This is a genomic window from Fibrobacter sp., assembly GCA_017503015.1.
Classification (GTDB): Bacteria; Fibrobacterota; Fibrobacteria; order Fibrobacterales; family Fibrobacteraceae; genus Fibrobacter.
Genome location: JAFVTX010000047.1, coordinates 13,569 through 29,179 on the forward strand (window position 1 = coordinate 13,569; position 15,611 = coordinate 29,179).

The following is a 15,611-nucleotide window of genomic DNA, read 5'->3' on the forward strand; positions in this document are numbered from 1 at the left end:
TATTTGCTATATTCCCCCCCATGTTGCGCTCCAAGTATCAGGGCCTGCGTTTTGCCGACGGCCCCGTTGCCAAGAAGAAACAGACCAACCCCATTACGCTGGTAGTTTTGGGTTACCTGTTGCTGATTCTTGTTGGCGCTATTTTGCTTCGACTTCCGGTGTCGCTCCGGACGCCCATCTCCTTTTTGGAAGCCTTGTTTACCGCCACATCTGCCGTATGCGTCACGGGGCTCTCTGTGCTGGATATCAGCAGTACGTTTACCCACTTTGGCGACTGGGTCCTGCTGGTGCTGATGCAGCTGGGCGGTCTTGGAATCATGACGGTTTCTACCACCTTGATTCTTTTGGCGGGCATGCACCCCGGCTTTAACCACCAGTCCGTGCTGCTTTCGGCTTTTTCTCAAGAGGGAAACATCGACCCTTCGAAAATCCTGAAGGCGGTTCTGCCCTTTACCTTCATCCTCGAACTGATCGGGGCGGCGGTCTATTTTACCCAGTTCTCTGGCGCCACGCTCTACGACCGCATATTCGTCTCGGTGTTCCAGGCGGTAAGTTCTTTCTGTAATGTGGGCTTTACCCTGTTCCCGGATTCCCTGGTGCAGTTCCAGCTGAACCCCCTGGTGAACATTTCCACTTGCGTGCTGGCCCTGGCGGGGGGATTTGGTTTCTTGGCCGTGACGGAACTCCAGTATGTGTTTGACTTTAAGCAGCGCAAGGTCCGGAAAATTTCGCTCCATACCCGCATCGCGACCTTCGGTACCCTGTTTGTGGTGGCGGCCAGCGTGTTGGTGTTCTCGCTTACGGAATGGAACAACACCCTTGGCGACCTGAGCGTTGGGCAGAAGTTTGAATCCACCCTGTTCATGGCCTTTACCAGCCGCACCGCTGGGCTCAACACGGTAGATGTTCCCGGCCTGTGTGCCAGCTCCCTGTTCTTCTTTATCGTCATCATGTTCATCGGTGCAAACCCCGGCAGCTGCGGTGGTGGTGTGAAGGTGACTACCGCTGCGGTGATTGGGCTTTTGGGGTTCAATCGCCTGTTGGGGCGCGAAAAGACCCAGGTTCTTGGTCGCACCATTCCTGAAACCACCGTAGATAAGGCGGTGCGGATTTTCGTGGTGGCCATCGTGGTCATTGTGCTTGCGACCTTGATTCTGCTCTGTACCGAAATCCCTGGAGGGGTGTCTGGTGCCGGACAGTCCTCTTTCCTCAAGGTGCTGTTCGAGGTGGTGAGTGCCTACAGTACTTGCGGGCTTTCCATGGGATTAACGGGTGAATTATCTACCGTTGGCCGCATAGTCATCTGCTGCGTGATGTTCATTGGCCGTATGGGCCCCCTCTTCTTGATTTCTGCCGTGGCGGGTCGTGTCCAGAACACCACCTGGTTCGCCGAAGAAGATATCATGGTGGGCTAGCGGCTTCGCCGCGGTTTCTAGTTCTGAGTTCTAAGTTACTAGAATACAAAAAACAAGATTTTTATTGCGATTAAGGTATTAAACATCCCGAAGCCAGCATCAACTACTAACTAGTAACTATTAACTAGTAACTATATTTAAGCCATGGCTTCTAAACAATTTGTAATTATCGGGCTCGGGAACTCGGCCATCTTTTTGGCCAAGCACTTGACCTCCCTGGGTCACGACGTGATGGTCATCGACTGCCACCCCGACAAGGTGCAGGACATTTCCAGTTCTGTTTCTCAGGCAATTGTGGCGGACAGTACCCGCCTCAAGCAGCTTTCGTCTATCCCCCTGCAGAAGGCGGATTCCGTTATCGTCTGCATAGGAGAAAACCTGCAGGCCTCGCTCCTTACGGTGCTGAACCTGAAGGAGTTGGGCGTAAAGCATATCATTGCCAAGTCCAGCAGTGCGGCCCATACCAGCATTCTCGAAAAGCTGGGGGTGTCCGACATCTTCCATCCCGAAAGGGATTCCGCCATCAGTCTGGCCGAGCGGCTCAACCGCCCCAACATGCTGGACTTTTTGCCGTTCATGGAAGGCTTCTCCATTATCGAGATCGTGTGCCCCGAAAAGTTCCAGGGCAAGACCCTTAAGGATTTGTCCCTGACCCACAAGTACGGCATCCAGGTGATTGCCATCCGCGACCCGCTGGAATCCAAGCCCAAGATCGGTAACATCGCCGACTACGTGCTCAAAGAAAACGACGTGCTGTTCTTGATCGGCCCCAACGAGGCCCTGGACAGCTTCAAGGCTTAGGGCTCGCATAAAAATTCACACATCAGCCCCGCCTTGGAGCGGAGAGGAGACACAGTATGAAAGTATGGGTTTGTAAGGTTTGCGGCTACGTGCACATGGGACCGGAAGCCCCGGATGAATGCCCCCAGTGCAAGGCCCCCAAGAGCAAGTTCTTCGAAAAGGTAGAACAGAGCGCCGGTGGCAAGATTGTCTGGGCCGACGAACACAAGATTGGCGTTGCCCAGGGCTTGGACGCCGAGGTGGTCCAGCAGCTGCGGCAGGACTTTACGGGAGAATGTACCGAGGTAGGCATGTACCTGGCCATGAGCCGCCAGGCAGACCGCGAGGGCTATCCCGAAGTGGCCGAGGCCTACAAGCGTATCGCTTTTGAAGAGGCCGAACACGCCGCCAAGTTCGCCGAACTGCTGGGCGAGGTGGTCTATCCCGACACCAAGAAGAACCTGGAACTCAGGGTTGCCGCCGAAGCCGGTGCCACCGAAGGCAAGCTCGCCCTGGCCAAGCGCGCCAAGGAACTGGGCTACGACGCCATCCACGACACTGTTCACGAGATGTGCAAGGACGAGGCCCGTCACGGCTCTGCCTTCCAGGGTTTGCTGGGCCGGTACTTCAAGTAGTAGAAATTCAAATAAAAAATAGAACGCAGGACCGAAATCCTGCGTTCTTTATTTTGAGATAGAATACTCTAGAAACTTAGTCTTTGAGGGTTGCCCAATCCAGCACGCCCTTGCGGAACACGTAGAGGTAGCCTGCTTCCAGGATAACCAAGAAGCCTAGTAGCACCAGCAAAAGCTCCCAGCCGCCGGCCAGGAACTGTACGGCCCAGGGGTACAGGAATGCCACTTCTAGGTCGAACACCAGGAACAGCATGGCTACCAGGTAGTATTTGACCGGATAGCGTTCGTTGGCCGTACCCGACACATGGGCGAGACCGCACTCGTAGGATGTGCCCTTGATGGCGGTATCCTTGATTTTGCCAGGGTGCAAGAACCAGTTGGCCAGCAAAAGTGCGGTGGGGATGCAAACCGCCATAATGACCAGGATGGTCACGGCGAAAGTAGTGTCAAAAACCTCTACATTGCTCATAGTGGCCAAAAGATAGTATAATTTTACGTGCTTTTTTAGACTCCAGAGGTTATATTTAGGCTATGAGTGCATTAAAAACGTGGATTCTGTTTTTTTGTGCAGCATTTTTGTTTGCTGCGTGTTCGGACGGTGGTAGTCCTAGCAAGGTAAGTGTCGACGAACTTGGCGATGTCGATTCTTCGAGTGCGTCCGGTGATGAAGCTAAGTCTGGCAACTCTGGTGCGACAGTCCAAAGCAACTCCTCCTCAAAGCCAGGCGATAAGATTGTCATTAACGGTGGCAAGGACACCATTTTTGTGGCCGATGCCGAAGGAAGCCTTTATTACAGTAGTGGTGTTTTTTGCTGGACCGAAGGCTGCGAAAAAAACTTTGCACCTAGTTCGTCTTCTGCAACGAAACCCGCATCTTCCGGGACGAATGTTTCGGGCGGCTCGTCCAGTTCCAAGGGTAATTCTAGTTCTTCGGTAAAGCAGTCCTCCAGTTCGCAAGCCCCTGCGGTTAGCGTGGATTCACGCGCTCCCACGGTAGACAAGACTGCCATGAAGCTCACGGACAATAGGGACAACAAGGTGTATAAAATAACCCAAATTGGTTCAGTGTATTGGATGGAATCAAATCTCGGGTATAGGCCGAATACCGGGTTCTATTGCACAACAATCGAAGTTGTTAAACCAGGCCCCGGTGAAGAAAAGGAAACGGTGGATGTTTGTGACCGTTTCGGTGTTTATTATGCCTATAGTGTTGCCCAGGTTGTTTGTCCTTCGGGGTGGCGCCTGCCTACGAAGGCCGAAGTTGATGCTGCGCTTGAATCCATGGCCGAGAAGCCCCGCAAGGAGAAAGATGACTGGTGGGTCTTGGGTGGTCGCTTCAAGTTAGAAGGCGGAACGACTTTTGGGAACAATGGTAATCAGGGGTACCTCTGGATTCAAGAGAGTAGTGTTAATGAAGTTGTTCTGCAGGTTCAGGACTACGGTTCCTCATTTGAAAGTCAGTTTCTGACGACGGGTGCAGATGGCAGAGCCTACAATGTTCGTTGCGTGACTACGGAATAACTTCGCTCCAGCTGCACAACATGTCATGCCCGGTTAGACCGGGCTTCTTTTTTTGTGTGCGTTAAGGTTGTTATGATCTATGCGAATATTTGCATAAGTGCATTGACAGGGTATAGTCTTTTTCTATATTTGCCTACCGAAATGATATGCTAAAGCCGTGTTTCGAAAGACTGAATGGGCTAGAATTATCTCTCGTCTCTCGTCTTTCGTCTCTCGTCTGACATACCTCACTATCTATATTTGGTTTTGAAATTAAACAAGAGGCAAAAATGTCCAAGATCGAAACTTTGTGCGTCCAGGGCGGCTGGCAGCCGAAAAACGGCGAACCCCGCGTTCTCCCCATCTACCAGAGCACCACTTTCAAGTACGAGTCCAGCAACGCCATGGCCGACCTGTTCGACCTGAAGGCGTCGGGCTACTTCTACACGCGCCTGCAGAACCCCACCAACGACGCCGTGGCGTCCAAGATTGCGGCCATGGAAGGCGGAGTGGCAGCGATGCTCACCAGCTCCGGTCAGGCAGCGAACTTCTTCGCCGTGTTCAACATCTGCGAAGCGGGCGACCACTTCATCAGCACCAGCGCCATCTACGGCGGTACGAGCAACCTCTTCAGCGTTACCATGAAGAAGCTCGGCATCGAATGCACGTTCGTGGACCAGGACGCGAGCGACGAAGAAATCGAGAAGGCTTTCCGCCCGAACACCAAGTGCTTCTTCGGCGAAACGGTGGCTAACCCCGCCGGCAAGATTTTGGACCTGGAGCGCTTCGCGAAGCTTGCCCACAAGCACGGCGTGCCGATGATTGTCGATAACACGTTCCCGACACCCATACTCTGCCGCCCGATCGAATTCGGCGTGGACATCGTGACGCATTCCACCACCAAGTACATGGACGGTCACGCGATGGCCGTGGGTGGCTGCATCGTGGATAGCGGAAACTTTGACTGGGAAGCCCATCACGACAAGTTCAAGGGCCTCACCGAACCGGACCCGAGCTACCACGGCCTTGCCTACACGAAGGCTTTCGGCAAGGGCGCCTTCATCACGAAGGCTACAGCACAGCTCATGCGCGACCTCGGCAGCATCCAGGCTCCGCAGAACGCGTTCCTCCTGAACGTTGGCCTTGAAACGCTTCACCTGCGCATGCCGCGCCACTGCGAAAACGCTCTCGCCTGTGCGAAGTTCCTGCAGAACCACCCGAAGGTGGCCTGGGTAGACTATGCGGGCCTCGAGGGCAACAAGTACCACGAACTTGCGCAGAAACAATTCAAGGGCGGGCTCCCGTGCGGCGTGCTCACCTTCGGTATCAAGGGTGGCCGCGAGAAAAGCATCCAGTTCATGGACAATCTCAAGATGATTTGCATCGTGACCCACGTGGCCGACGCCCGCAGTTGCGTGCTGCATCCGGCAAGCCACACCCACCGTCAGCTCAGCGACGAACAGCTCATCGAAGCAGGCGTCGCTCCGGACCTGATCCGCTTCAGCGTGGGTATCGAGAACGTCGAAGACATCATCGCCGACCTTACGCAGGCCCTCGACAAGGTGTAATTCCCGTCTGTCACCCCGGTCGCAGTACCGGGGCCACAAAAAAAATCCTCGGTCTAGAACCGAGGAATTTTTTTCAATTGTCATGCCCGCCTTGAGCGGGCATCTCCTTTAAAGGGACTTTTTATCGCTTGTTTCTGTCGATCCAGGGGCGGGCCGTTTCGCCTACGTAAATCTGGCGGGGCCTGTTGATCTTGGAATTCGGGTCGTCGTGCATCTCTTTCCAGTGGGCAATCCAGCCGGGCAAGCGGCCGATGGCAAACATCACCGTGAGCATGTTGGTGGGGATACCCATGGCGCGGTAGAGAATGCCCGAATAGAAGTCCACGTTGGGGTAGAGCTTGCGGGCGATAAAGTAGTCGTCCTTCAGGGCGGCTTCTTCGAGCTTGAGCGCGATTTCCAGCAACGGGTCGTTGATATGTTCGTGCTCGAACACCTGGCCCATGAGCTTTTTCAAGACTTTCGCGCGGGGGTCATAACTCTTGTACACCCGGTGGCCGAATCCAGAAAGACGGAAGGGGTCGTTCTTGTCCTTGGCCTTTTCCATCACCTGTTCGATGGTCATGCCGCTGTTCTGGATACGGAGAAGCGTTTCCAGAACGGCCTGGTTGGCGCCGCCGTGAAGCGGGCCCCACAGGGCGCAGATGCCGGCGCAGATGCTGGCGTAAAGGTTCGCCTGGGAGCTGCCCACCATACGCACGGTAGAAGTGGAGCAGTTCTGCTCGTGGTCGGCGTGCACAATCAACAGGGTGTTCAGTGCCTTTTCCATAATGGGGTCCAGGTGATAGGGCCTGGCCTTGCTGCTGAACATCATGTTCAAGAAGTTGCTGCAGTAGCTGCGTTCTGCTTCGGGGTAAACGAAGGGTTCACCGATGCTTGCCTTGTAAGAGAAGGCAGCGATGGTGCGAATCTTGGAGATGAGACCCGCGGTGGTCAGCTCAAAAGCGCTGGCGATGTTTTCGTCGTCGTAGAAGCGGGGGGTGAAAAGTCCCACGGCGTTCACGATGGAACTGAGAATGCCCATGGGGTGGGCGCTGGGCGGCATCTCACGGAAAAAGTGCAGCAGGTTTTCGTGGAGCAGGGCGTTTTCGGTAAGCAGCGTGCGGAAATGCCCCAGCTGCTCGGGGTTGGGCAGCTCGCCGTAAATCAGGAGCCATGCGGTTTCGGGGAAGGTGGCCTTTTCGGCCAGGTCCTCGATGGAGTAGCCGCGGTAACGGAGAATCCCCTTCTCGCCGTCCACGTAGGTAATGGAACTCTTGGTGCTGCCCGTGTTCAGGTAACCGTAGTCCAGGGTCACCAGGCCGGAACTCTTGCGCAAAGTGCTGATGTCGAGACCGTGTTCGTTTTCGGTGCCTTCAACCACGGGGAGCTCGTAACTCTTTCCGTTGTAATTCAAGGTCGCTTTATCGGACATGATTCCTCCAGTAGGGTTTTGACCAAAACCCTATTTCATCTTCATAATGCAATTATAAATATTTTCGAACAGCTTGCCCAACTTGTCGGTAGGTACGGCGCTGAATGCCACGCGGATAAGGCCCGAAAGCATGATGGTACCCGTGCTGTAGTCGCTGATGAGCTTCTGGCGGAGCAGTTCGGCATCTACGCCCTTGGGCTTTACGCACATGAAGTAGCCGCTGTTGCAGGGCATGGCCTCGAAGGCCTCCTTGTATTCGGGGTGGTCGGCCAGCACCTGCTTGATGATGTCGTAGCGCTTCTTGAGGATGGCGAACTTCTCGGCTTTCTGCTGCAGGTATTCCGGACTCTGGAAGGCGGCCAGCAGGATCCGCTGGCTGATGCTTGGGCCGTTGCTGATGTTTCCGCGGACCACGCCTGCGGCCTTGTCTTCCAGGGCCTTCAGCTGGGCTTCCGTGGCGCCCTTGAAACCGAAACTCATGAACCCGACGCGGAAACCCCACACGTAGTCTTCCTTGGTGGGGCCGTCCAGCTTCACGGCCAGCAGGTTCTCGCTTGCGTCCAGCACCTTGCTGAACAGGGACTCCTTGGTCACGCCGTCCTCATAGACCAGTCCAAAGTAGGCGTCGTCCAGCAGGGCCACCACCTTGTTGCCCGCGTTTGCGCAGTCCGTAAGGATCTTCGCGATTTCGACGGCTTCCTTTTCGGTGGCGGTATAGCCCGTGGGGTTGTTGGGGAAGTTCAACAGCACCACCTTCTTCTGGCTCTTGCTCTCGGAAAGGGCCTTTTTAAGGGCTTCCGTATCGAAACCGCCGTCCTTGAAGGTGTTGAAGGTCTTGATCTTTGCACCGCAGCTGTTCACGAAGACCAGTTCGTAGTTGTCCCAGTAAAGGTCGGGGATAATCACCTCGTCGCCCGGATCCAAGAAAAGGTAGCCCGCACAGCTGATGGCGTGGGTCAGGGCGCAGGTCACAACCGGGTTGCTAAAAGCCTTGCCTGCGAGGCTCGGGTTCTTGCGGACAATCTGCTCTTTCCAGGCCTTGCGCAGGTCGGGGTTTCCGAAACTGGGGGCGTAGAGGAAGGCCTGCTTGGGCAGGTTCAGGCTCTTGAGCACGCAGTCGAGAACCAGGGGGCTACCGTCGTCTTCCAGGGCGGTGCCGATGGTGGCGTTGATTTCTTTGCCCTTGGCTTCGGCGCCCTGGCCCAGAATGCCCTTGCGGGGGAAGAAGATTGCCTTGCCCCTTTCGGAAAGCATGGAAAGTACGCTGCAGCCGTTTGCGGAAAGTTCCGCGTTGGCCTGTTCTGCGAGAGGATTGTAGCTCATGACCTTGGTCCTGTTAAAAAATTCCGAGGCCAAAGATAGTTTTTTTAGGGGGTAGAAGGTAGGGTCCAGGGCCCAGGAAATGCAGGAAAAGTGTATATTGGCACTGTGGAGTATTCGGATTGTACAATTCTTGAAAAACTGGAATATCTTTCCCGTTTTTTCCCGGAAAGGGCAGCGGCCTTATACGAGCCGAAGGAGAGCCTTACCTATGGAGACCTCTGGAGTCTTTCGGGCAAGATTTACGCCTACCTCAAGAAAAGGGGCGTCGGCCCCGAAGATACGGTCATGTACTGCCTGCCCAGGGGGCTTGGACTTTATGCCGCCATCGTGGGGACCATGCGTGCAGGGGCGGCCTTTGTGCTTACCGAAACGGACAACAGCGTGCAGAGGACAGCCTTTATCCGCCACGACTGCCAGTGCAGGGAGTACGTGGACGAAAAAGCTTTTCTGGAAATCCTTGCAACGGACCCCATGGATGGATTCGTCCCCGAAAATCTGCATAGTCTCTGTTATATCGCCTACACCTCGGGAACTTCAGGAACACCCAAGGGAGTGCTTCACGAATATGGCTCCCTGGAAAATGCGGGGAAATCGGCTCGATGCGAAGGAAAGCCCTTTTTGCAAACCCGGGATGTTTTTCTCTTGATGAGCCCCCTGAATTTCGTCTCCTTTCCTATTGCCTTTGCCATGGCGGTCACTGCCGGAATAACCGTCGCCATTATGCCGTACGGGTATGGGGAAACCGAAGAAAGGTTCCTGGAGTATTTGGCGCTGAACCATGTCAACGCCGGCTACGTGACGCCCGCTTTTTTGCGAAAACATCCGTCCTTGAAACTGCCCTGGAGGCTGTGCATAATTTCTAGCGAGCCCGCCGACGGCCTGTGTGTGGAGGGAGTCGAATGTTATAATACCTACGCTTCTACAGAAGCGGGCTGCCTCCTTGCGGTCCATAAGTTGAGCCGTCCGGAGACCCCTGCTCTGGTGGGGTTCCCCGAGTCGGATGCTGAACTGCTCGTGCTGAACGAAGATGGGAAAAGCGCGGGCCAAGAGGAGGGCGAAATCTGTTTCAGGTCTCCCTATATTCGAGGTTATCTCCATCTGCCAGGCGAAACAAAAAGGCTTGTTCGCGATGGCATCATCCATACGGGCGATGCCGGAAAATTGACGCCAGGGGGATTCGTTGTCCGTGGCCGTTTTACGGAGATGTTCAAGGTACAGGGCTTCAGGGTTGAACCCGAAGAAATCGAAAGACTGGTTTCAGAAATTTGCGGTATCAAAAACCCCGTGGTCCGCGGGTTTGTCTATAAGGATATCTTTTCCGTAGTTGTTTTTTATACGGGCGAAGCAGATATCGATGTGGTGTCTGCCAGAGAAAAACTGATGAAGGTTCTCCCCGAATATATGGTTCCCACCAATTTTGTCAGGTTGCCCCATTTCCCGATTCTGGAAACCGGAAAACTGGATCGGCGCCGTCTTTTGCCCAAAGAAGGGGACTGGAGCGAATTGGACAAGATAGAATCGTCAAAACTTCCTGTCGTTGGGAAGGGCCGGACATCGACAGTTCTTGGGCTAGGGAAAGACAAGGTGATGAAATTGTTCCATGCATCCGTCCCTTTTGCGACTATCCAGGGGGAATACGAAAAGACCCGTCTGGCGCACCGGATGAACATTCCCTCTCCGGAAGCCTACGATGTCGTTCATTCGCGAAAGCGTTACGGGATTATCATGGACTATGTGCCGGGTGAGAATTTGGAGTCTCTGCTTTTCAGGTGCCCCCGTAGGCGGGACGAACTGCTGAAAAGATATGCCGAAATGGTCAGGAAATTTCACCAGATAAGGGTACAGGATACGAGTTTGCCCGACCAGAAGGAAATGTCCATCTCCATTGCCAAAAATCTGAGCAAGGATAAGTTCTCCGTTCAGGATATCGAAAAGATTTGCAATGTATTCAGGTGCATTCCCGATAGCGACGGCTTTGTCCATGGGGACTGCCATGCCGGAAACGCCATCTTCAACGAAAACGGATTGACCTTTATCGATTTTACCTTGTGCGGCAAGGGACATCCGGTATTCGACTTGGTCTGCATGTATTCCCATTATGTTTTCTTACCCTCTTTCGAAGACGACCAGAGTTACAGGGAACGGACCGGCGTTTCAAAGGGCGAGGCGGAAAATATTTTTGAAAGATTCATCGGTTACTATTGCGATACCCACGACGTAAAATTTTTGGAAGAGACCAAAAGGCAGCTGCAAGGGGTTCTGGCGGCAAGGATTTGCCTCTCGTCGGTGCTTTTCCCGGGTGCCTTTAACGATCTTGTGCTGCGGTCGGTCAAGTCCATCGCTGTCGATTTTTCAGAGAGGTATTGCCGTTCCGGACGTATCAACTGGACCTGGGAGTTATGCTAGAAGAATTACGCCGTCGGTATTCTTGCAGGTTCTACAGGCTCTTTCCGTGGCAAAACGCCATAGAGGCGGAGCATTTGTTTTTCGTCGTCTGCGACGTCATGTTTCTCCATGCGGTAAAGGGAGTGTCCTTTGCCCAGTTTTCTTTTTTGATTTCCTTTTCCTTGCTCTTTTCCGTAATCGTCCAGTACCCCTTGCTCAAATGTATTCACGCCGTGGGAACACGCCGGTCGGTTCAGTTGGGCAGCCTCTTTTTCCTGCTGTCGGCCCTGTGCTTTACCTTTGCCCCGAACTACTGGGTGATTATGGCAGGGGGAATCGCCAAATGTATCGGTTTTACCTTCAACTTGCTGGGGGCCGCGCTCCTTAAAGAAAAACTGGTTCAAGACGGCAGGGACAATGAATATGTGGCATTCCAGTCAGATGCCAACAATATGGCCTGCTTGTTGATGATGCTTTCATCTTTGTTGTGCGGGTTTCTTTTTTCGTGCAATCCCTATTTCCCTATGTTCGGGTGCATAATCTTTTGCGCCTTGGGCGTTCTGTTGTCTTTTATGATAACGTCTTGTTGCGGAACTGTTGAAGAAAAACAAACTGACGAGAAGCCCCAAATAATTAAACGGAACAAGGTGTTTTTAGGCATTCCTCTTCTCGTTTCCTTTGGGCTTTTGACGGCCATGACCGGCATAGGGCTTTCTTATGCCCGTATCAATTTCCAGGAGGCCCTGACTTTAAAGATTGACCTTACCCAAACATTGAAATTGCTTGGGGTCGTGTCTTTTCTGGTCTATCTGTTTCGCTTTCTTTCGAATGTTTTGATGTCGAAATTCTTCAGTCGGTTGGGCCGGAGGCTGTATCTCGCCCTACAGCTGGTACTTGCGGTTTCGCTGGCATTCCAGATTTTGCCGTGGGTGTGCCGCCCGACCGCACCTACACTGTTTTTGCTTTCGTTGGGGTACCTGGGCATGTCCTTTGTCCGTGACCCTTACGTGACTGCGGTTCAGAATGAATCACTCCTGGTGGAGGACCCCATAAAGAGGCAGTCCAATATGGTGACCCTGAATTTCGTAAAGAAGGTAGGCGCCCTGTTCTTGAGCACGGTGTTTACCCTCATGCTCAAGGAAACCTCTATTTCGTCGGTGATGGTGGCGATGTGCACCCTTGCGGCGGTCTCGCTGTTTCTGGCCGCCAGTCAGTTCGTTATTGGTCGGCGGAATCATTAATCTCAAAACTTGTCATTTATTATTCATAAATTATTTCTATCAATTACATAGAAACAATATATTTGACAGTATTAATTCACGAGTGTATATTAAGGGAGTGAAATGAGAAACCCTTAACAAAGGAGTTCATTATGAAAGACAGAAAGTTTGTGCCGTCTGCGCTTACCGCCACGGCCTTTGTGGTGTTTACCCTGGCGATGTATATCCTCTTGGGGTAATTCAATTTTTGTAATGTCATTTTTCTCTCTCTTTTTTTAATATGACGGGTGCCAAAACGCTCGTCATTTTTCGCAATCTATGGCCGTAGTCCATGGACAACGCTAAAATTTGGTTTTTTGCCTATTTTGGGAGCCTTATATATATATTATGGCTGTCGAGGTCTAGGGATTGATTTTGACAAAAAAACGGAATGGGTGTATGAAAAAATTTTGGTGTTTTGGGTTGGCCCTTTGTATGGGCTTTTCTATGGCTCAGGCAGCGCGGCAGATGGAGTGGCTGAATCGCGGCCTAGTTGCCGTTAAGACGAGCGGGGGTGTGTTCCTCAGCTGGCGCGTTCTCGGAACCGATGGCGAGGCAACGGGCTTTAATTTGTATCGTGACGGCGAGAAAATCGCAAGTTTTACCGGTACGCAGGCGAGCAACTATACCGACACGAAGGGAACTACCGCAAGTAAGTACTCCGTGAAGGCCGTTGTCGGTGGCAAGGAACAGGCAGCAGATGCAGCGGTCTCTGTGTGGAATGACCAGTTTTTGACTGTGAATCTTGACCGGCCGAATGGCGGTAGCGACTATACCTATAGCCCCAACGATATTGCGGTAGGCGATGTGGATGGTGACGGTGAATTTGAGCTTATTCTCAAGTGGGATCCGAGTAATTCCAAAGATAATTCGCAGAAGGGCAAGACCGGCAATGTGATCATTGATTGCTACAAGATGAACGGCAAGAAACTATGGCGCATTGACCTTGGTGTGAACATTCGTGCGGGAGCTCATTATACGCAGATGCTCGTTGGCGACTATGATAGCGATGGCAGGGCGGAATTTGCCGTGAAGACGGCCCCCGGCACAAAAGATGGAAGCGGTAGTTACCTGTCGCTCGGTTCGGCGAAGGGTGCCGACCATAGCAAGGATTATAGAAACTCCAACGGATACATTCTCTCGGGACCTGAGTGGCTCACGATTTTCAACGGCGAGACCGGCAAGGAAATGGCGACGGTGGATTATAACCCCGGACGCGGCACGGTCAAGAGCTGGGGCGATAGTTACGGCAACCGCGTGGATCGATTCCTGGCGACAAATGCCTACCTTGATGGCAAAAAACCAAGTATGGTGTTTCAGCGTGGCTATTACACCCGCATGGCGATTACCGCTTACGATTGGGATGGAAAGTCGCTTACGCAGCGTTGGTACTACAACGCAGCTACAAGCGGTCAGGAATGCTATGGACAGGGCAATCACAACGTTTCGGCGGGCGATGTGGATGGCGACGGCTTTGACGAAATCATCGAAGGGAGCTGTGCCATTGACCACGATGGCAAATTCATGTACCGCACGGGCAAGGGCCACGGCGATGCTATGCACCTGAGCGACCTGGACCCCGATAATGCAGGTCTTGAAGTTTGGCAGGTCCATGAAGAAAAACCCTATGGTTACGATTTGCACGATGCCCGCACCGGCAAGTTGCTTTTTAGCGAGACCAGCTCCGGCGACAACGGCCGCGGAGTTGCGGGCGATGTAGATTCAAACAGCCGCGGGCACGAACTTTGGTCTGCAGCCAACTGGAACACCTATACGGCGAAGGGTGCTATCTGGAAGGCGGATAAGCGGCCTGCCTATAACTTCCGCATTTACTGGGATGGCGACCTGCTTGATGAGCTTTTAGACAATACGACCATTAGCAAGTGGGACCACGCCAAGCTGCAGAGCAGTACGATTTTCCAGATGCAGGGCAACAGTTGCAACACCACCAAGGCAACGCCGAACTTTAGCGGAGACATTCTTGGCGATTGGCGAGAAGAAGTCATTCTGCACGATGGGGCGTCTAAGCTTTACATCTACACGACCACGATTCCGACAGAACATCGCATGTATACGCTGGCCCATGATCCAGTTTATCGCCTGGGAATGAGCTGGCAGAACACCGCCTACAACCAGCCACCGCATCTAGGATTTTGGCTGCACGGCAACAAGGGCAAGTTCCCGGTGCCCGATATTACGCTTATTGGCGACAACACGCCGAAGGCGGCCGCAATCGTGAAACAGGGGGCAGGAAGTTCTAGCCAGTTTATCGTGAAGGGTGATGCCATTGTGCCGTTTACTTTTGCGATTCAATATGCCGATGGGGCTACGGTAGAAGGCCTTCCGGCGGGAGTAACAGCGGCTTGGAACGCTTCCACAAGTTCGCTCTATTTTAGCGGGACTCCGACTGTAGAAGGTGAATTTACCTATACGATTACGACCAAGGGTGGAAATGCTGACTTTGGCGAGGCTACTCGCAGCGGGACTATCACTATCTTGAGCGTTGTAGAATCCGGTCCGGCACCGGTGTCGATTTTGAGTGACATTGAGGCTGCTGTTCCGACCGATGCGAAGGGCATGGCAAATAATAACCATGAAAACTTCCGTGGCGAAGGATTCTACGACTTTGAAAATAGCCTGGATAGTTATGGTATTTACCACCTTGTTTCGCCAAAGGCCTACGACAATGCCACGATGGTGCTGCGCTATGCTCACGGAAAGACGGATACGCGCCGCATTATGGTGAAGATGAATGACGACCTGATTGGTTCGCTGACCTTCGCGCCGACTGCGGATTGGGATACGTGGGATTCCGTAATGGTTTCTGTAAACTTGAAGGCGGGCCTCAACATTCTTTATTTGAAGTCCCTGGAAGAAAACGGAGCTCCGAATTTAGACCAATTGGCTTTCGACGTACCGGGAGTGAGCCTTTATGAGAGCGAATCTCAGCTTTCGGGAATAGACTCTCTGCAAGTAAAGGCAGGCGAGTCTGAAAGTGCGGCACTCAATTCAAATCTCCGCCTCGCTAATGGCGTATATGTGAACTTTAGTGAAAATACGATTGTCACACACCATGGCGGCAATGTAGAATTGGGCTTTTTTGACATGAAGGGCCACTGTATAGCGCGAATTGCCAAGAACGTTCCGGCAGGGAATACTGACCTGGGCGAACAGGTAAAAAATCTACCTGGAGGAATTTACGTGGTTCAGGTAAAGTTCAACGGCAAGAAACTTAAAAACGTGATGCGAACAAAAATCAACAGGTAAAAATTAATCTCTCAAATCCCCAACCGAAGCACCCCGGCGAATGTCGGGATGTCTTTTATTGTAGACAA

Annotated in this window: 11 protein-coding genes; 8 read left to right on the forward strand and 3 right to left on the reverse strand. The window is 52.9% G+C overall.

Features of this window, described 5'->3' with window-relative positions; genetic code table 11:
• Positions 1-20 precede the first annotated feature (20 nt).
• From IKB43_08335 to IKB43_08345, 3 genes are all read left to right on the forward strand, one after another.
• Positions 21-1,415: a potassium-transporting ATPase subunit KdpA gene (locus IKB43_08335; protein ID MBR2470140.1), complete on the forward strand. Its 1,395-nt coding sequence runs from the start codon at positions 21-23 to the stop codon at positions 1,413-1,415.
• Between the two features lie 144 nt (positions 1,416-1,559).
• The gene (locus tag IKB43_08340; GenBank protein ID MBR2470141.1) at positions 1,560-2,216 is read left to right on the forward strand and encodes a TrkA family potassium uptake protein; all 657 of its coding nucleotides are present in this window, start codon (positions 1,560-1,562) and stop codon (positions 2,214-2,216) included.
• A gap of 56 nt (positions 2,217-2,272) precedes the next feature.
• Positions 2,273-2,830 (forward strand): NADH peroxidase, encoded by a 558-nt coding sequence (locus IKB43_08345; GenBank protein MBR2470142.1) that lies wholly within the window; start codon positions 2,273-2,275, stop codon positions 2,828-2,830.
• A gap of 76 nt (positions 2,831-2,906) precedes the next feature.
• On the opposite strand, the gene IKB43_08350 is transcribed toward IKB43_08345, so the two are convergent.
• On the reverse strand, positions 2,907-3,299 hold the full coding sequence (locus IKB43_08350; GenBank protein MBR2470143.1) for an NADH-quinone oxidoreductase subunit A: 393 nt from the start codon (positions 3,297-3,299) through the stop codon (positions 2,907-2,909).
• A gap of 62 nt (positions 3,300-3,361) precedes the next feature.
• Here IKB43_08350 and IKB43_08355 point away from each other — a divergent pair, with 62 nt between their 5' ends.
• Positions 3,362-4,351 (forward strand): hypothetical protein, encoded by a 990-nt coding sequence (locus IKB43_08355; protein ID MBR2470144.1) that lies wholly within the window; start codon positions 3,362-3,364, stop codon positions 4,349-4,351.
• A gap of 269 nt (positions 4,352-4,620) precedes the next feature.
• Positions 4,621-5,898, forward strand: a complete 1,278-nt coding sequence (locus tag IKB43_08360; GenBank protein MBR2470145.1) for an O-acetylhomoserine aminocarboxypropyltransferase/cysteine synthase — start codon at positions 4,621-4,623, stop codon at positions 5,896-5,898.
• A gap of 121 nt (positions 5,899-6,019) precedes the next feature.
• Here the strand turns inward: IKB43_08360 and IKB43_08365 are convergent, their stop codons facing one another.
• Together IKB43_08365 and IKB43_08370 are read right to left on the reverse strand one after the other, a co-directional pair.
• On the reverse strand, positions 6,020-7,309 hold the full coding sequence (locus tag IKB43_08365; protein ID MBR2470146.1) for a citrate synthase: 1,290 nt from the start codon (positions 7,307-7,309) through the stop codon (positions 6,020-6,022).
• A gap of 30 nt (positions 7,310-7,339) precedes the next feature.
• Positions 7,340-8,632 carry an aminotransferase class I/II-fold pyridoxal phosphate-dependent enzyme gene (locus tag IKB43_08370; GenBank protein MBR2470147.1) on the reverse strand — a complete coding sequence of 431 codons (1,293 nt, stop codon included), beginning with the start codon at positions 8,630-8,632 and terminating at the stop codon, positions 7,340-7,342.
• 105 nt (positions 8,633-8,737) lie between these two features.
• On the opposite strand from IKB43_08370, the gene IKB43_08375 reads away from it, so the two are divergent.
• The 3 genes from IKB43_08375 (at position 8,738) to IKB43_08385 (ending at position 15,543) form a co-directional block, all read left to right on the forward strand.
• A complete protein-coding gene (locus tag IKB43_08375) occupies positions 8,738-11,038 on the forward strand; it encodes an AMP-binding protein (GenBank protein MBR2470148.1) in 2,301 nt (766 codons plus the stop codon).
• On the forward strand, positions 11,032-12,258 hold the full coding sequence (locus tag IKB43_08380) for an MFS transporter (GenBank protein MBR2470149.1): 1,227 nt from the start codon (positions 11,032-11,034) through the stop codon (positions 12,256-12,258). The genes IKB43_08375 and IKB43_08380 overlap by 7 nt, the downstream gene beginning before the upstream one ends.
• A 417-nt stretch (positions 12,259-12,675) precedes the next feature.
• Positions 12,676-15,543, forward strand: coding sequence for a carbohydrate-binding protein (locus IKB43_08385; GenBank protein ID MBR2470150.1), 2,868 nt, complete (start codon positions 12,676-12,678; stop codon positions 15,541-15,543).
• Positions 15,544-15,611: the final 68 nt, after the last annotated feature.

Bases quoted from the DNA above. Each gene is read 5' to 3' on its own strand.
- IKB43_08355 (MBR2470144.1), top strand. From the start codon at position 3,362: ATGAGTGCATTAAAAACGTGGATTCTGTTTTTTTGTGCAGCATTTTTG.
- IKB43_08360 (MBR2470145.1), top strand. From the start codon at position 4,621: ATGTCCAAGATCGAAACTTTGTGCGTCCAGGGCGGCTGGCAGCCGAAA.
- IKB43_08385 (MBR2470150.1), top strand. From the start codon at position 12,676: ATGAAAAAATTTTGGTGTTTTGGGTTGGCCCTTTGTATGGGCTTTTCT.
- IKB43_08340 (MBR2470141.1), top strand. From the start codon at position 1,560: ATGGCTTCTAAACAATTTGTAATTATCGGGCTCGGGAACTCGGCCATC.
- IKB43_08335 (MBR2470140.1), top strand. From the start codon at position 21: ATGTTGCGCTCCAAGTATCAGGGCCTGCGTTTTGCCGACGGCCCCGTT.
- IKB43_08350 (MBR2470143.1), bottom strand. From the start codon at position 3,299: ATGAGCAATGTAGAGGTTTTTGACACTACTTTCGCCGTGACCATCCTG.
- IKB43_08370 (MBR2470147.1), bottom strand. From the start codon at position 8,632: ATGAGCTACAATCCTCTCGCAGAACAGGCCAACGCGGAACTTTCCGCA.
- IKB43_08365 (MBR2470146.1), bottom strand. From the start codon at position 7,309: ATGTCCGATAAAGCGACCTTGAATTACAACGGAAAGAGTTACGAGCTC.
- IKB43_08380 (MBR2470149.1), top strand. From the start codon at position 11,032: ATGCTAGAAGAATTACGCCGTCGGTATTCTTGCAGGTTCTACAGGCTC.
- IKB43_08345 (MBR2470142.1), top strand. From the start codon at position 2,273: ATGAAAGTATGGGTTTGTAAGGTTTGCGGCTACGTGCACATGGGACCG.